Source organism: Salinimicrobium tongyeongense, from assembly GCF_026109735.1.
Classification (GTDB): domain Bacteria; phylum Bacteroidota; class Bacteroidia; order Flavobacteriales; family Flavobacteriaceae; genus Salinimicrobium; species Salinimicrobium tongyeongense.
The window spans coordinates 2506163-2523695 of record NZ_CP069620.1 but is presented as its reverse complement, the minus strand read 5'-3'; the positions used below and the strand labels follow the sequence as shown (position 1 = coordinate 2523695).

Sequence of the window (17533 nt, the reverse complement as noted above, 5' to 3'; positions counted from 1 at the left end):
AGATAGAAAATTGAAAAATGTCTGCCGAAAAAATTTCCGGCGGACATTTTTTTTAAAATAATATCAGCATTTGAAAGGATCGGTAAATAAGGATCTGCAGGAAAACCGTAAATTAGGGTCTCCAAAATAGCAAAAAATGCGCCTCCATATTTTATTTATTTCAGCGCTACTTCTAAGCAGCTGCAAACTGGAACAGGAAGTTCCAAAAGACAAATTCTTTGAACCTCAAAATGAAAATTTCACCTACTCAGGCCGTATTCAGCCGTCGAGCGAGGGCATAAAGCTCATTGCTTCGGCTTCTTCAGTAAAAGCAGATGTTTATGGCGACACGGTCACCGTTTTTATGAAAAGTGACGGCACCGGGCACCATTACGTGGCGGTTGAATTGAATGAGGAGTACAAAGGCCGCTTCAGGATCACCAAAGACAGCCTAAAATTCGCACTTCCGAAGAAAGATTCGGCCAATAGCCTGGCGATCTACAAAGAAACCGAAGCTTCAAACGGCCTGCTTATCTTCAATGGCTTAAGGGCGCAAAAAATAGGGAAAACTTCCGAAGAAAAGCGCGCAAAAATTGAGTTTATAGGCGACTCCATTACCTGTGGTATGGGCGCCGATACCAGTGAAATTGATTGTGGTGAAGGCGAATGGTACGACCAGCACAGTGCTTATATGGCCTATGGCCCACGTGTGGCGCGCATGCTGAATGTTGATTTTGAAATAAACTGTATCTCGGGTATGGGCATGTACCGAAACTGGAATGACGAAGACCAGCCTGTGATGCCGCAGGTGTACCCCTACCTGCACCTTAATGCAGAACAGGGGCCGCGGGCAGAGATCAATAAAGAGGATATTCCCGATATTGTGAGTATCGCCCTTGGCACTAACGATTTTTCTATGGGTGATGGAAAAAAGGAACGCCTTCCTTTTAAAGAAGAAAGTTTTAAAAAGAACTATATAAGCTTCATAGAAGCTCTTATTGAAGTCTATCCCGAAACTAAAATTGCCCTTATCTCCAGCCCAATGACTGCGGAAAAAGAGGGTAGGGAACTTATCAGGATACTTAAAGACATCAGGGATGAGTTCCCCGAAAAGAGCATTGAAGTCTTTGAATTTGAAAAAATGGATGCTGTAGGTTGCACCGGGCATCCTGGCGTTCACGACCATGAAATCATGGCCGAAAAACTTCTTCCTTTTTACCGCAAACTTCTCAATAATACCACGCATGAGTAATTATACCGCCGCCAAAGACCGTTATGAAAAAATGAGCTATCGCCGCTGTGGCAAAAGTGGCATAAAACTGCCGCTGCTTTCCCTTGGCCTGTGGCACAACTTTGGCAACACCACCAGCTTTGAAAATTCAAGGCAGCTGCTGCGCACAGCTTTTGATAAGGGAATAACACATTTTGACCTGGCCAATAATTACGGCCCGCCTTACGGTTCGGCAGAAACCAATTTCGGGAAGATCTTCAAAGAAGATTTTAAGGCATATCGCGATGAGCTGCTCATTTCAACCAAGGCAGGCTGGGATATGTGGCCGGGGCCATACGGCAACTTCGGGTCGCGAAAGTACCTCATTGCCAGCCTTGACCAATCGCTCAAAAGAATGGGCCTGGATTATGTGGATATTTTCTATCACCACCGCCCCGATCCTGCCACCCCGCTGGAAGAAACCATGGGCGCCCTCGACCAAATCGTGCGACAGGGAAAAGCGCTGTATGTGGGGGTTTCACAGTACCAGGCAGGACAAACAGCTAAAGCTGCCGAGATTCTACGGAACCTGGGCACGCCCTTTATCATCCACCAGCCCCGTTATAATATGTTTGACCGGTGGGTTGAGGATGGCCTTTTAGACACCCTCGAAAAAGAGGGTTTAGGAAGCATCGTCTTTTCGCCCCTCGAGCAGGGCATACTTACCTCAAAATATTTGAGAGGAATTCCCGCCGATTCAAGGGCAGCCATTGAAGGCGGTTATCTAGACAAAAACAAAATCACCCCCAAACTTCTGGAACAGGTGCAGGAACTAAATGAAATGGCTCAGAACCGAAATCAGTCACTCGCACAAATGGCCATTGCATGGCTGTTAAAAGATCACCGGGTGAGTTCGGTTTTGGTGGGTGTGAGTCGGGTTTCACAGCTTCAGGATAATATTGAAGGTTTAAAGAACCTCAATTTCACCAAAGAAGAACTCGAAAAGATTGAAACCATCCTAAAAAAAGAATAACATGCGAAGCTTGGTCTTCTTTATAGCTGTTTTTTCAATGATCCCAGTTGATGCATTCTCGAACGTTTCTTTGCCTTCAATATTTTCAGATAATATGGTGCTACAGCGCAATGCTGAAGTGAAAATATGGGGTTGGGCCAAACCGGGCGAAGTGGTCAAAATTTCGACCAGCTGGGGCAATGATACGCTACAAACCAGGGTGGGAAAGAATGGAAACTGGGAAATACTCCTTCCCACACCCGACATTAGAGGACCGCAGGAAGTGACCATCACGGGCTATAACAGCCTGGTGCTCAAAAATGTGCTTTTAGGGGAGGTTTGGCTGGTGAGCGGCCAGTCTAACATGGAATGGACTGCAGCTGCCGGAATAGACAATGCCGAAGCTGCTATTGCAAATGCAGGTAATGACCAGATTCGTTTCTTCACGGCCTTGAATAGAACTGCCACCTGCCCGCAACAGGACCTCGACGGCAGCTGGGAGGCCAGCACCCCCGAAACCATGAAAAACTTTAGTGCGGTAGCCTATTTCTTCGGAAAAAAGATCAATAAAGAAGTTGGTGTGCCGGTAGGGCTCATCAACTCCAGCTGGGGCGGTACTCCGGCAGAAGTATGGATGCCTTCTGAAGTTATTGAAAACGATGAACAACTCACCAAAGCAGCCAGGATGCTGTCTCCTACAGAATGGGGGCCACGTGACCCCGGCCTGCTCTACAATGCCATGATCGCCCCCCTGGTGCCCTTTTGAACTTGCCGGGGTTTTATGGTATCAGGGGGAGTCAAACACCGATAACGCCGATCATTACGAGCAGATCTTTTTGGCGCTAATCAATTCCTGGCGTCAAAAATGGCATTCTGAACTTCCTTTTTTCTACGCGCAAATCGCGCCTTACGAATATGGAGACAATTTCGCGGGAGTAAAAGTGAGAGATGCCCAGCGCAGGGTCCTTAAAATGCCCAAAACGGGAATGGTGATGACCAGCGACATTGGAAACATTAAAGATATACACCCCCGCAACAAAGAAGATGTGGGGCTGCGTTTTGCCAAGCTTGCCCTCAATGATGTCTACGGAAGGGAAACTGCTGCCCATGCACCGCTTATTTCAGGAATTACCAAGCATAAAAATAAACTTCAGCTTAAATTCAGTAATGCTGAAAAATTAAGCCTGGACAGAGAAAACCCGGCTTCCCAGTTTGAAGTAGCCGGCAAAAATGGCATTTTTCAGCAGGTAGATTTCAGCATAAAAAAGGATTTTATAGAACTGGAGGTGAAAGGTATTGAAGAACCCGTAGAAGTACGTTATTCATGGCGCAACACCGGCACTTCAAACATTTTCAATGAAGCAGGTTTACCGGCCTCCAGTTTTACTGAAGAAATTGAATAGAACCGCAGCAAAATCTGGAAAAACGTTTACCTTCACGGCATGCAAATCAACAATAGTTAATGAAAATTCTTTACACTATTTATGCTGTAATTTTTTTGTGCAGCATTACTGGAAAAGCTCAGGAAAATAAGTTAATTGCCGATGGCGCCGAACTTAAACTGGTGGCCGATGGTTTTGAGTTTACCGAAGGGCCTGCCGCCGACGCTGAAGGCAATGTTTACTTTACCGATCAACCCAACAACCACATTTATAAATGGGATGTCAATGACAAAAAGATAAGCATCTTTATGGAAGAATCGGGCAGGGCAAACGGATTGTTTTTTGATGCTGAAGGCTATCTTTATGCAGCAGCCGACAAATATTCGGAACTATGGCAAATAAGCCCCAGTAAAGAGATTAAAGTGCTGCGGGATAATTTTAGGGGCCAAAGACTAAACGGCCCCAACGACCTTTGGGTGGCACCCGACGGCGGAATATTTTTAACCGATCCTTTTTACCAGCGGCCTTACTGGAACCACAGCAAACAGCCTATTAAAGAACAACGGGTTTATTACATGACTCCAGATAAAAAGGGCTTTTTTATGGCCGCAGACAGCCTTGTAAAACCCAACGGCCTCATTGGAACACCCGACGGAAAATCTCTTTATGTGGCTGATATTGAAGACAACAAGACCTGGAAATACAGCATAGGCAAAGACGGAAAACTGGAAAACAAAAGCCTTTTTACTGAAATGGGTTCAGACGGGATGACCATAGACGAGCAGGGAAATGTTTACCTCACGGGAGAGGGCGTAACAGTTTTTAACAGTGCCGGAGAAAAGATACTTCACATAGCGGTAGATAAAGAGTGGACGGCCAATGTCACTTTTGGCGGTAAAGACAAAAAGACTTTATTTATTACAGCCATGGACTCCCTCTTTAGCCTTGAAATGAACGTAAGCGGCAAATAGAAATCTTTGGGTAAAAAAAAAACAACCTTCAAAAATGCCATTTTTGAAGGTTGTTTTTTAATGGTTCACTCCCGATAGTTGTAAATATTCCCAGGAGAGTTGTTTATTAGAGGTGAATCAATTCCACAAACTGGTTTCTCCTTCTCTCCCTGTGCGGTAATTTTCAATGATATTAACCGCCTCTTTTACCATGGATACAGGATACTTACAGGTTTTATTCTGACATACATAGATCAGGGTTTTTCCTTCTACCCCCTTTTTTTCAAGCAGGGGCAAATTTTCATGCTTTCCACCCATAAAAATGGAAGTTGGCAAATACTCCTGCTGTAACTCGTAATTTTTTTGGCGCGCATTTTCCCCCACAATGGCAATTTCGTAAGCCCCAAAAGCTTTAATGCCCATCAAACTCACCCAATTAGCGTAAAAAGAGGGGTCTTCTACTGTTAAATCATACATCTGGCCCAGCATCTCATCGCTCATAGCCAGATATTCCTTATTCTCTAAAAGTGTTCCTAAAATGAAGAGATTGTGAGCCATCACAGAATTAGAAGAAGGGATAACGTTATCATCCAATTCCATTTTTCGCGCTACAAGATGTTTATCATCATCGGATGTGTAGTAAAACATCCCACTCTGCTGATCCCTGAAATGTTCAATTGCGAAACTGGTAATTTTCTCTGCCCTTTTAAGCCATTCAATATCAAAAGTCACCTGGTAAAGGTTAAGATAAGCCCTGCTTAGCAAGGCATAATCTTCTAAAAAAGCATCAATACTACTTTCACCATTTATGTAACTCCTGGAAATCCTGAAATTAGGGCTGAGCATTTTTGCATTCAAAAATTCGGCACATTTTATGGCATTTTCGAGGTATTCTGGATTTCCCAAGGCTAAAAAAGCATTGAGGTAAGCATCGACCATTAGGGCATTCCAGGAGGTAAGGGATTTGTCATCGACACTGGGTTTATTCCTGTCTTGTCTTGACTTCAATAGCTTTCCTGTTGCAGAAGTGAGTATAGTGTTAAATTCGCTGCTGGACAAATCTGTTTTCCCCGAAAATTCTTCAGGTGAGAACTTTCTAAAAAGAACATTCTTGCCTTTTTCCCAATTTCCGTAAGGTTCAATATTATAATATTCAGTAATTAATTCAAGTTCCGAAGCATTTAAGATATTCCGCAGATCCTCAAGTGTCCAGATGTAATATTTACCTTCTTCCCCGTCGCTGTCTGCATTTAAAGAAGAAAAAAACCCTCCTTCATTATTTGAAAGCTCCTTTTCAACAAACTGGATGCTATTTTCAATTACTTCTTTATATTCTTTTGAGGGTATTAATTTATATGCTTTTGAATACAGGCTAATTAACTGGGCGTTATCATAAAGCATTTTTTCAAAATGGGGAATTAACCATTCGGGGTCTGTGGTATAACGAGAAAAGCCACCCCCTACCTGATCGTATATACCGCCCCTGGCCATATTGTCTAACGTGAGTTTTACCATTTGAAGGGCTTCTTCATCTTTGGTAAGGTAGTAATACTGCAAAAGCGCCTCCCAGCTGACGGGCAGCGGGAACTTTTCTTCACCAAGGTAGCCGCCTTTTTCTTTGTCAAATTTAACTTTCCAGGTATCAATAACCGAAAGGTATTTAGTTCTGGAGATTTCATTCTTTGATCTACTGAGACTGGTTAGACTGTTGGAGCTTTTAATACCTTCGGTTAGTGCGTTTGCAGTCTTCACCAGCGATTCTTTATCTTCCTTGTATACTTTAGTGATCTGCTTCAGAATGTTTTTCCAGTCTTCAGGTGGAAAGTAGGTGCCTGCAAAAAAAGGTTTACCATTGGGAAGTGCCACGACATTTAAAGGCCAGCCTCCACTACCATTTAAGAGCTGAGCAGCATTCATATAAATCTTGTCAATATCAGGGCGTTCCTCGCGGTCAATTTTTATGGAAACAAAATCGCGGTTCATAATTGCAGCTACGCTGGTATCCATAAAGCTTTCCCTTTCCATAACATGACACCAGTGACAGCTGGAGTATCCCACGCTAATGATAACCGGTTTATCTTCGGCTTTGGCTTTTTCAATAGCTTCATCTCCCCATTCGTACCAGTCAACAGGATTATCTGCATGTTCTCTCAGGTAAGGACTGCCAGCTCCTGATAAACGATTTGCTTTAACCTCAGCCTTTGGTTCGTTCTTACAGCCCCCAAAGAAAAAAGTGAAAGAAAAAAGCAAGGCGGTTACCAGCAGAAGTTTATTGTTTTTAAAGAATGCTATTGCCATATTAAAAATTGAATTGGATAAATTTATAGTGTTTTTGAGAAATCTCTTTGCATTCTCTATTGTTAACAACTGCTCATATGAATACCTCTAAATAAAAAAACCCTTTCAAAATTATGAAAGGGTTTTTCGTTTAAAAAAGGCTAATTAATATCCGGGATTTTGATCTGCCTGACTAATAGCATCATTAGATGAAATTTCATCATTTGGTATGGGCCAGAGCTCATTCTTACCAGTCTGGAAACCAAATTCTCCAAGATAATCTGCAGCAAGCCCCCATCTTACAAGGTCTGGAAAACGCACCTGTTCCCCTGCCAACTCAACCATTCTTTCCTGTACTATAGCATCAAAGACCTCTTGCTGAGAAAGATTATTCGGTAAAGGATCCAGTCCTGCTCTTTCCCTAACTTCATTGATATAATCAATTGCCTGGGCCTGATTTCCTAATTCATTTTCAGCTTCTGCCATCATTAAGAGCACATCGGCATATCGTATCACTTTGAAGTTTATTCCTGAAGCCTGATCTTCATTTACGTCTTTGTAGTAATTCTGGTATTTTCTCCAGGCTGCTCTACGCTCCAGAGGAATTTCTTCTATAACCCCTCCTGCAAAAGTATCACCCACTACGTAAAAGTTTTCCTCAAACCTGATATCACCATCTTCATAGGCATCAAGAAGAGCCGGTGAAGGATAGGCGTTGAACCAGTCATTAAACCCATACTCCTGCCCCCGGAAGGTCACTTCATTTGCATCTTCCCCAGAGGAGTTTGAATTCCAGACTGCAGAATTACCAAGATCATCATCAAATTGCACCTCAAAAATAGATTCAGGTCCAAACTCATCCTCTTCCCTGAAGTTTGCAAAATAATCTTCTTCTAGAGAATACTCTCCGTAAATGTTATCAAAAGCATTTAAAGCTGCCTGGTATTGTTCCCTGTATAAATGAGTTTTACCTAACAGTGCATAAGCGGCACCTTTTGTAGCTCTACCATTTTCTGTGTTCTCTTTGTCAAAGAGTAGTTGTGATGCATCATTGAGATCAGCAATAATCTGGTCATAAACCTGCTCTTTGGGAGTACGTGGGAAACCTTCACCACTTTCAGGAACAGAAGTGATTAAAGGAATGTCTCCAAAACGGGTTACTAACATAAAATAATATAAAGCTCTTAGGTATTTTGCCTGTCCGATAAAATTATCTTTTTTATCATCACTCAACAGCGAAGAAGAAATCTCTCTTATTCTTTCTTCATTAGTAATTACAAAATTCGCCTTATTTATTCCTCGGTAACACGAATCCCAGTACCATGCAATGGGAGGATGACTGGCATCAAAAGACCATTCAAGATAGACTCTTTTATCTGCTTCCAGCTGGGGGTTCCCCAAAGCTTCACGAGACATTAGGTCCATTGCGAAAAAATAGGTTCTGGTATATAAACCTATAGTTTGTAGGTTAGCATATACAGCATTTACTGCGGACTGTACCTGAGCCTCAGTTCTAAAATAGGTTTCAGGGGAAAGTCCACTGGGGTTTGATAGTTCAAGGTCTCCTTCATCACAACCATTTATAGCAAATACTGTGATTAAGACTGTTAAAAATATTTTTACTCTTTTCATAATTGTTCTTTTTTAAAATCCTAATTGAACACCGAAAGTTATTGAAGTTGGCTGCGGATACAATCCTCTGTCAATACCAATAGCTCCGGTTCCCTGGAACAATACATTATCAACACCAATTTCGGGATCCAGCCCGGAATAGTCGGTTAAGGTAATCAGGTTCTGCCCACTAACATAAATTCTAAGGTTGGCCACCGAATCTCCAAATACATCTTCATCAAAAGTATAGCCTATGTTTAGGTTTTTTAATCGGGTGTAAGATCCATCTTCTATAAAACGGTCTGAGGCATAAAGGTTTTGTGGAGCACCTAAAGCACGGGGAATGGTATTTGATGTACCTTCACCAGTCCATCTATCCAAAACAGCTACCCCACTATTGAAAAGTCTTGGCATACCTTCTAGGTCATATATATTCGTATTATAGATATCCTGTCCATAAGCTCCCTGAATAAATATGGAGGCATCAAAATTCTTGTATTGAGCACTGATATTAAGCCCCATAGTTAATGTTGGGTAAGGATTACCAATTACGGTTTTATCTGCCGCATTAATGGTACCATCTCCGTTAATATCAACAAAGCGAATATCTCCCGGCTGAATAGCATCCTGATCGGGGTTTGCGGTATACACTGCATCCACTTCTGCCTGGTTTTGGAAGACACCATCAGTTTTTAAACCGTAGAAATGAAATAAGGCTTCTCCCGGTGCAATCCTTGTAAGATATTCATTTTCAAAAAATCCTCCTGTCACCTCTGTTAGGTTTCCAATAGACAAAACTTCATTTTTACTGGTTCCCAGGTTCAAATTTGCTGACCAGGTGAACTCACCATCATAATCGTTATATCCGAAATCGGCTTCAAAACCGTTGGTTTCCACAGACCCCACATTAGAGGCTATGGTGGGGACATTATAACCTAAGCTAAGTGGCAATGGCAATTCATAAAGAAGATCATCACTGCGGTTACTATAATATTCAAGGGATGCCGTAAAGGTATTATTCAAAATTCCGATATCTACCCCTATATTTTTCATGGTTACTTCCTCCCATTTCAGGTTTTGATTACCAAGACCTTCCGCTGTAGTCCCTTCAAGCGCCGAGCCTGCAATTGGGTATAGAAAACTGGTAACCAGTGAGGTAGAATAACGATAATTCCCAATAAGGTCATTCCCTGTGGTACCCCAACTTCCGCGAATTTTAAGGTTGTTAATGTTCGAGTCTTCCATAAAACTCTCTTTTGCTACGTTCCATCCTGCAGCAACAGACCAAAAGTCCCCCCAACGATTATTGGCACCAAAGCGTGACGAAGCATCCCTTCGGAAAGATCCGGCAAGAAGATATTTCTGGTCGTAATTGTAATTCACCCTACCTAAATACCCAATTCTTCTATATTCAAAAGACGCTGAAGACAATCCGGCCTGATTTAAAGATAACTCCTCTACCTCATCTGTAATGTTGTTCTGGCTGCTTGCATCCAGGCTTTCACCATCAATTCTCTGATCTTCTGCCAAAACCAGAATTTCAAAATTGTGCAAATCGGCAACATCAAATTTATACGTTAAACTATTGGTAAGGGTAAGAGATTGATTGGTACCACTATTTTTTGTGATTTGCGCATAATTTATTGCTCCGGTAGACCCTGCACTGTCATCATTAAAAGAAGGAATAAATATGTTATTATTATACTTGTAGTAATCTAAACCTGCCTGACTTTTAAAAACGAGCCCGTCAATTATTTCATATTCAGCAAACAAACTTCCCAGAAGAGTTATTCCTTTATTTTCAGCACTCCCCAATGTTTGCACCCGAACAGGGTTTGCAGCATCCTGACCATCTATTACTGTGTTTGGTCCCTGGAAACCACCCCGGTTATCGGGATTGTATACAGGTAAATAAGGTGCTGATTTTATGGCGTGTTCCAAAACTGATCTACCTCCATCTGATCTTTCAGGGTTCTGAACAGTAATAGCAGTATTTAAAGTTTGCCCTAAACGCAGTTTTCCAAAAGTGAAATTACTATTAGATCTAAAATTAAATCGCTCATATTCAGTTTCTATAAGTGCCCCTTCCTGATTCAGGTAGCCACCCGAGAACCTGTAATTGCTGTTCTCATTACCTCCGGAAAGACCAAGGGTAACACTTTTTAAAACTCCTGTTCTAAAAATCTCATCCTGCCAGTCAGTTTCATTATCTAACATATCGGAGTATTGAGGATCTGTAATGCGCGGCGGAACGGTTTCTGAAATTTCTCTGGCGTATTGTATATATTGATCTGTATTTAGCAGGTCATATCTATTTGAAAGAAATTGCACTCCTGAATAAACATCTAAGCTTAACTGTGCTTTTTCAGAAGCCCTACCCGATTTGGTAGTTACCAAAACCACACCATTTGCACCTCTTGAACCATAAACAGCAGTGGTTGAGGCATCTTTCAAAACCTGTATGTTCTGAATGTCATTAGGGTTAAGGCTACCCAAGCCCCCTGCTATCACCCCATCTATAACATACAACGGGTCGTTGTTGTTAGGTGTGGCAAGTCCTCTAATCCTTACCGCAGGAGAATTCCCTGGTGCACCCGAGTTTATAACGGTTACACCTGAAGCCCTACCCTGTAGTGCCTGCTCTGCCGTAGCTACAGGAAGGCTGCTCACCTCATCTGAATCTATACTTGAAATAGCCCCGGTAACTTCAGCTCTTGACTGGGTACCATACCCTACAATCACCACATCGTCTAATGCCTGTGCATCAGAAATCATATTTACATTGATAACCGATCGGTCATTTATGGCTACTCTTTGGGTTTCGAAGCCAACATAGCTGAAAATAAGCCTGGCATCTGGACCCGGATCCTTTTCTAATTCAAGGGTGTAATTTCCATCAAAATCTGTAACTGTTCCCGTGGTCGTTCCCTCAAGAACCACATTTACTCCGGGAAGAGGGCCGGTTGCATCAGTAACTGTTCCCGAAATGGTTTCCTGGGCCGACATGAATCCAAACCAGAGGAAGCATATCAAAAACAGACTACTTCTTAAGCGATTTCCTATCATTTTAATTGGTTATAAGTTAGTTAGTGATAAATGTATTAAAAACATTTCCAATCCGCAATCGTTTTCGAGTAAACTTTAACAAAAAAATAAGTTTTTTTTTTGTTAACTCCCTCTTAAAGCCCTTGTGGTACGTCTAATAGCTTCTAAAAGTTATATTAATTATTTACTGTAATAAATTGTAAAACATCATCATTTTTAACAGCTACAATTACATTGCTGCCCCCCACTTTCATCCTCAACATATCCTTCACATCACCTGGTATAAACAAACCGCTCTCTGTAGCAGTGGCTTCTTTAAAACCACCCTTACCATCTCCTTTTAAAAACAATCCGTAGCCTGCGTCATTCCGGGTGGTTTCAACTTCAGACCAAAAAAGGTTGCCCGCCACCAAAGCATCCAGGTGCCCATCTTTATTGTAATCATCAATAAGAATTTGATTTATGGATGAAATTTGGGCTCCGGAAGGTAGCTTATGAACAACAAATTCCCCGTCCCTGTTTTCGAGGTAAATACTGGCAAAAGATTTAACCTGGTAGTGCAGGGAATTTTCCAGTTCCTCCCGGGTATAAACATCTTCTAAAGTCGCTGTTGAAAAAGACTGGTAATCTGGAAATTTATTTTTAATGCCGGGAATTTGCTGGGAAGAACATTCCCGGCCTCTTAATGGAAACTTAGTACCATCATTATAGTAACTCAAAACAATATCCTGCTTATTGTTTGCGTCAAAATCCTTGAAGTAAATATCAAAAGTTTCTTCTTTATTCGCTTTGTATTTGTAGTTCTTACCAAGGTTACCCACCACAAAATCCTGATCCCCGTCATTGTCAAAATCAGCAGATTTTACACTCCACCACCAGCCAGTAGTGTCGGCCAGCCCAAGCTCTTCAGAAATATCAGTAAAGCCTTTTTCTGAATTTTTGAAGACCTTAATGGGCATCCATTCTCCCACTACTACTATATCTTCCCAACCATCATTATCTATATCTACAATTTCTGCGCTGGTAGCCATACCAAGAGATTGTAATTCGGGGGCTATATTTTTTGTGATGTCACGAAACTTAGCTTTTCCGTTTTCCCCAACATTTTTGAGGATATAAGATGTGGCAGGTAAAGGATAATTTCCCGGCACCAGGCGCCCCAGCACTAAAAGGTCCTTTTTCCCATCCTTATCAAAATCGGCCTGATAGACCCTGGAGCCACTGGTGAGCATTTCAGGCAGTGCAGATTCATCCCTTTTAAAACTGCCCTTACCATCATTTATATATAGCCGGTCCTGCAAATATTCAGAATCGGGTTTAAATTCGTTCCCACCGCTTACCACATAAATGTCATTATAACCGTCATCATTAGCATCAAAGATAAGGGCACCTAGATCTTCATGCATTTTGTCTTGCTGAAAAGCTGTACTATTTATTTTTTCAAAACCTGAACCCTTTTGAAAATAAAGCCCTGCTTCGTAACCAGAAGCAGCACCAATGAAAATATCATCTCTTCCATCTCCATTTAAATCACCCACCGCTGCACCCGGTCCAAAGGTGGAAGTACGATGAGGCAACAGCACTTCATTTTTAAAATCGTCAAAATCATTTTCAATATGTCGATGCTCCGGGAAAGAAGTTGTATCTCTAAGGGTTGTAAAAAGGAGATTTTTCTTAGGAGTTTCCGCAGATAATTCGGTAGCATTGGCATATTGCATTTTCAACCGCTGATTGGCTTTAACATCTTCCAGGATTTCAGCTTTACCATCTGGCCATACTATCCTGATTTCATCTGCTATATCGGTTTTTGCCAGCCCAAAGTGTAACATAGGCGCAACCGAAGACTGGAAACCACGGGTGAGGGTGAGCTCCTGCATTTGCTCCATCCCGTTCGCTTTCACATAAGCCCGAGTTCCAAGCCCAAAAACATTTTTCTCATTGCCTTCAAATTCTATTTGCACATAATTATTTTGCCCTGCACTGGTATTTTCAAAAAGAGAAGCCTTATCATCAATGTTGTTGGTCACTATCTCTAAATCTCCATCATTGTCCAAATCGGCATATATTACTCCGTTAGACCATCCTTCATATTCAATTCCCCATTTTTTGTTGGCTATTTCAAAAGACAAATCCCCATGGTTCTGAAACATGAAATTATCAATTTTTTCTGAAGGAATACTCAGGCTTTTTTCAAGTTGATCTTCTACGACCCTGGTGTCTTTGAGGCTGTTAAAATAATCGTTGTTATTGATCTCCCTTCGTGTTCCGTTACTAACAAAAAGGTCTTTGTGCCCATCATTGTCAAAATCGGCAAACAGAGGCCCCCAGCTCCAGTCTGTAGAAGAAGATCCTGTGATACGCGACAGGTCGGCAAAAAATGGGTTTTCGTCTTCAAAAACTCCGGTATTGGTTTGCAATACGTTTTGCATGTATTGATAATGAAAACCGGCCTCAACGGTGCTCCAGAACAAATCTGGGTTCATACTCGCCATATTGGCCTTTTTTCTCCTGTTATCTTTTGCCGACATATCTACCTGATAGATATCCAGGTTCCCGTCATTATTAAAATCGGCTATATCTACCCCCATTCCAAAAAAAGAGGTGTGTGAAGTGGCATTTTTAACAACTTCCCTGAAGGTGCCGTCTCCGTTGTTCATGTACAAAAAGTCGGGAGAGCTAAAATCGTTAGAAACATACATATCTGGCCAGCCATCGTTATTGAGGTCGGCCACTGTTGCAGAGAGGGTAAGACCAAAACTTCGCACTCCTGCTTCGTCTGTAACATCTGTAAATTCACCTCCATCGTTGCGCAGTAAGTGGTCTGATTCGAGATCACTTACGTTTTTCATTTTATATTCATAGATGAAATTTGGAGAATCAAACCTGGTTGGCGGATAATTAGCAATGTAGGCATCAAGATCCCCATCCCTGTCATAATCAAAAAAGGTAGTTTGAACACTATTCCCTGGATCATCAAGGCCATACTCCCGGGCCTTCTCCTCAAAGGTACCGTCACCATTATTAATAAAGAGCTGATTATTTTTGGGCTCAAACTTCCCCCCTACAGAAAGGTAAATATCCAAATATCCATCGCCGTTCACATCGGCCATGGTAACCCCAGTATACCACCTGCTATCTCCTGCCACGCCGGCAGCTTTAGTGATATCTTCAAATTCAAGCTCACCTTTATTCAAATACAACTTATTTGGAACCTGGTTTCCTGTAAAGTAAAGATCCTGCAATCCGTCATTATTGATATCCCCAACGGCCACGCCCCCGCCCATATAGATGTAGGAATAGCTAAAATAATTGAGGGAATCACTTTCAGTTAAATTATTACTGAAATTAATAGCCGACTCTTCCGAAGAAACACTGCGGAAAATTTTAGTTTCAGAAGATTCAGAAGTTGCAACCTCTTCCTCTTTTTTACAACTGCTAAGAACAAGCAAAGCAGCAACTACAGATAGTCTAAGAAAAAACTTCATTGAAAATACTATTTTTGGAAGGTATGATTAACATTAATTAACATGCAATGTAAAAAATTCTTATTTTTTTACAACTTGAATTATTCTTTCTAAAAAATAACTGTACATAAACAGCATTATTCTCCTGTTTTAGCACCTCCCATTCCTTATGCATTTGCCAAATAGCTGGTGCAGCCCCATAAATCCTGTTTTCTCAGTTTTGCACTACTCCTACTTTCTCTGCCATAACATGCTACAGTTCGAATTGTATCATATATTTGTTTGAAGCAATATCTGTAAAGTTTTGTTTAATAATCAATTAAACTGCATATTTTTGGAGGTGTAAAATACACATTTTATAACATGAAATATTTAAAAGGCCTTTTTTTCTTCTATTTTTTATGTCTTTTCTCGTGTAGCGATAAGCAGAGCATGCCCGAAATCATTAACAAATCTGCTGAAGAACAATTTTACATTCCCGAAAACATCTATGCTTCTTCCATTAGAATTGCCTATTTTGACAGTCTCTCCAAAGCAGCTCCAAAAAATCAAAAAGAAAAATACAACCTGAGAAAAGCAGATGCCCTGCTCTATGCCGGAAGAACAAAAGAAGCTATTGAGATTCTCGAGAGATTATGGGCTAAGAGCAATAAAAATGCTTTAAGATATCAGCTTGATTTAAACGAAGAAGAAAAAATTGGGCCATTACTTGCCCTGGCCTATATGCGCCTGGGAGAACAACAAAACTGCATACATCACCACAATGCTTCTGCATCGTGCATTATCCCCATAGACCCTGAAGGCTACCACCAGGCTCCCGAAGGCTCCCGAAAAGCAATTGCTCTCTACGAAAACTTATTAAATTACAATTCAAGAGACTACACCAGCCGGTGGCTGCTAAACATTGCCTACATGACCCTTGGTAAATATCCCGACAGCGTGCCTGAAAAATATTTAATTCCTGAAAGTGCTTTTGAATCTGAATACCCTTTAAAAAAATTTGAAGATATAGCTCCAAAACTGGGCCTGAATGTTAATGACCTTTCTGGCGGCAGTATAGTAGATGATTTTAATAATGACAACTTGCTCGATGTGCTTGTTTCCAGCTGGTTCCCATCAGGAAAACTCAATTATTTCATCAACGACGGGCAGGGCGGTTTTATTGAAAAAACTTCAACTGCAGGGCTTGAGGAAGTGAAAGGAGGTTTAAACATGATCCAGGCCGATTATAACAACGACGGATTTATTGACGTATTTATTTTGCGTGGGGCATGGATGGAAAGCCTGGGAAAACACCCTAATTCCCTGCTAAGAAACAACGGCGACAACACCTTTACCGATGTTACCCTGGAGGCGGGGCTGCTTTCTTTTCATCCTACCCAAACCGCTACCTGGGCCGATTTTGATAATGACGGGTGGATAGACCTGTTTATAGGAAATGAATCTGAAAAAGGAAATGTGCACCCTTCAGAATTTTTTAAGAACAACGGCGATGGCACATTTACAAACCTCACCAGCAGTGCCGGCCTGTCAATTAGCAATGAAGAGGAACCGTTCTTTGTAAAAGGGGTAACCAGTGCAGATTATAACAATGACGGCTGGATGGATATATATGTCTCTACCCTTCACTCCACAAGAAATTTGTTGTTTATCAACCAGGGAAAGGATAAAAACGGAAAGATCTCCTTCAGGGAAGACGGGCTAAACCGGGGGTTGCAGGAAAAGATTTCCTCTTTTCCCACCTGGTCTTTTGATTACAACAACGATGGCTGGGTTGACATATTTGTGGCCGGGTACAGAAGAAGCAGCTTTTACAACATTGTGCCCGATATAGTAAGCGATTACCTCAAAGAACCCAACAGGGCAGAAACCATGCGGCTTTATCAAAACATTAAAGGTTCTTTTACCGATGTATCTTCTGAAGTTGGCTTAAATAAAATAGGTTATGCCATGGGAGCTAATTACGGCGATCTGGATAATGACGGGTTCCCGGACATCTACCTAAGCACTGGCGAAGTGAGTTTTGAATCCATTATTCCCAACCGGGTTTTTCGGAATGATGCCGGAGAAAAATTTCAGGACGTTACTACTGCCGGGGGGTTGGGCCATGTTCAGAAAGGACATGCGGTCTCATTTTCAGATATAGACAATGATGGCGACCAGGATATTTATGTTGTGATGGGAGGGGCTTATGAAGGGGATAATTTTTTTAATTCGGTTTACCTCAACCCCTACCAGGATGAAAACAACTGGATTAGCCTTAAGCTGGAAGGAATTAAGGCAAACAAGGCAGCTATTGGCAGCAGGATAGAAGTCACAGTGATTGAAAATGGCTCTCCCCGCACTATTTTTCATACGGTAAGCCCGGGAGGCAGTTTTGGGGCTTCCACTTTAAGGGCACAAATAGGGCTAAGAAAGGCTTCGGAAGTAAAAGAGGTCAAAATACAATGGGCAGGAAGTGGCACTCAGCAGGTATTCAAAAACCTGAAGTTAAACACCTTCTATAAAATAACAGAAGCTAAACCTGAAGCAGAAGTACTGCACCTACAGCCAGTCGCTCTTTAAAAAGCTAAAAATATCACCTCCTAAAAATGCCATTTTTG

General features: G+C 41.6%; 9 protein-coding genes and 1 pseudogene. 6 read left to right on the top strand and 4 right to left on the bottom strand.

Translation table 11 applies throughout. From position 1 onward, the window contains the following. Positions 1-136 precede the first annotated feature (136 nt). The 5 genes and pseudogenes from JRG66_RS11135 (at position 137) to JRG66_RS11115 (ending at position 4554) form a co-directional block, all read left to right on the top strand. Complete coding sequence (locus tag JRG66_RS11135) at positions 137-1231, top strand: SGNH/GDSL hydrolase family protein (RefSeq protein WP_265162843.1); 1095 nt, start codon at positions 137-139, stop codon at positions 1229-1231. Beyond that, positions 1224-2222 carry an L-glyceraldehyde 3-phosphate reductase gene (gene mgrA, locus JRG66_RS11130; RefSeq protein ID WP_265162842.1) on the top strand — a complete coding sequence of 333 codons (999 nt, stop codon included), beginning with the start codon at positions 1224-1226 and terminating at the stop codon, positions 2220-2222. The genes JRG66_RS11135 and mgrA overlap by 8 nt, the downstream gene beginning before the upstream one ends. A 1-nt stretch (position 2223) precedes the next feature. Beyond that, positions 2224-2967: a sialate O-acetylesterase gene (locus JRG66_RS11125; protein WP_265162841.1), complete on the top strand. Its 744-nt coding sequence runs from the start codon at positions 2224-2226 to the stop codon at positions 2965-2967. Between the two features lie 58 nt (positions 2968-3025). After that, positions 3026-3604: pseudogene (locus JRG66_RS11120) on the top strand (sialate O-acetylesterase); the annotation flags it as partial. Between the two features lie 59 nt (positions 3605-3663). Further along, entirely contained in the window at positions 3664-4554 is an 891-nt protein-coding gene (locus JRG66_RS11115; protein WP_265162840.1) for an SMP-30/gluconolactonase/LRE family protein, read from the top strand. 117 nt (positions 4555-4671) lie between these two features. On the opposite strand, the gene JRG66_RS11110 is transcribed toward JRG66_RS11115, so the two are convergent. The 4 genes from JRG66_RS11110 to JRG66_RS11095 all read right to left on the bottom strand — a co-directional run bounded on the left by JRG66_RS11110 (position 4672) and on the right by JRG66_RS11095 (position 14951). Beyond that, entirely contained in the window at positions 4672-6831 is a 2160-nt protein-coding gene (locus JRG66_RS11110; protein WP_265162839.1) for a thioredoxin domain-containing protein, read from the bottom strand. A 144-nt stretch (positions 6832-6975) separates the two neighbouring features. Then, positions 6976-8442, bottom strand: a complete 1467-nt coding sequence (locus JRG66_RS11105; protein ID WP_265162838.1) for a RagB/SusD family nutrient uptake outer membrane protein — start codon at positions 8440-8442, stop codon at positions 6976-6978. 12 nt (positions 8443-8454) lie between these two features. Beyond that, positions 8455-11487 (bottom strand): SusC/RagA family TonB-linked outer membrane protein, encoded by a 3033-nt coding sequence (locus JRG66_RS11100; RefSeq protein ID WP_265162837.1) that lies wholly within the window; start codon positions 11485-11487, stop codon positions 8455-8457. Between the two features lie 155 nt (positions 11488-11642). Beyond that, complete coding sequence (locus JRG66_RS11095) at positions 11643-14951, bottom strand: CRTAC1 family protein (protein ID WP_265162836.1); 3309 nt, start codon at positions 14949-14951, stop codon at positions 11643-11645. Between the two features lie 342 nt (positions 14952-15293). Between JRG66_RS11095 and JRG66_RS11090 the strand changes: the two genes are divergently transcribed. Further along, positions 15294-17495, top strand: a complete 2202-nt coding sequence (locus JRG66_RS11090; RefSeq protein ID WP_265162835.1) for an FG-GAP-like repeat-containing protein — start codon at positions 15294-15296, stop codon at positions 17493-17495. Positions 17496-17533 lie beyond the last annotated feature (38 nt).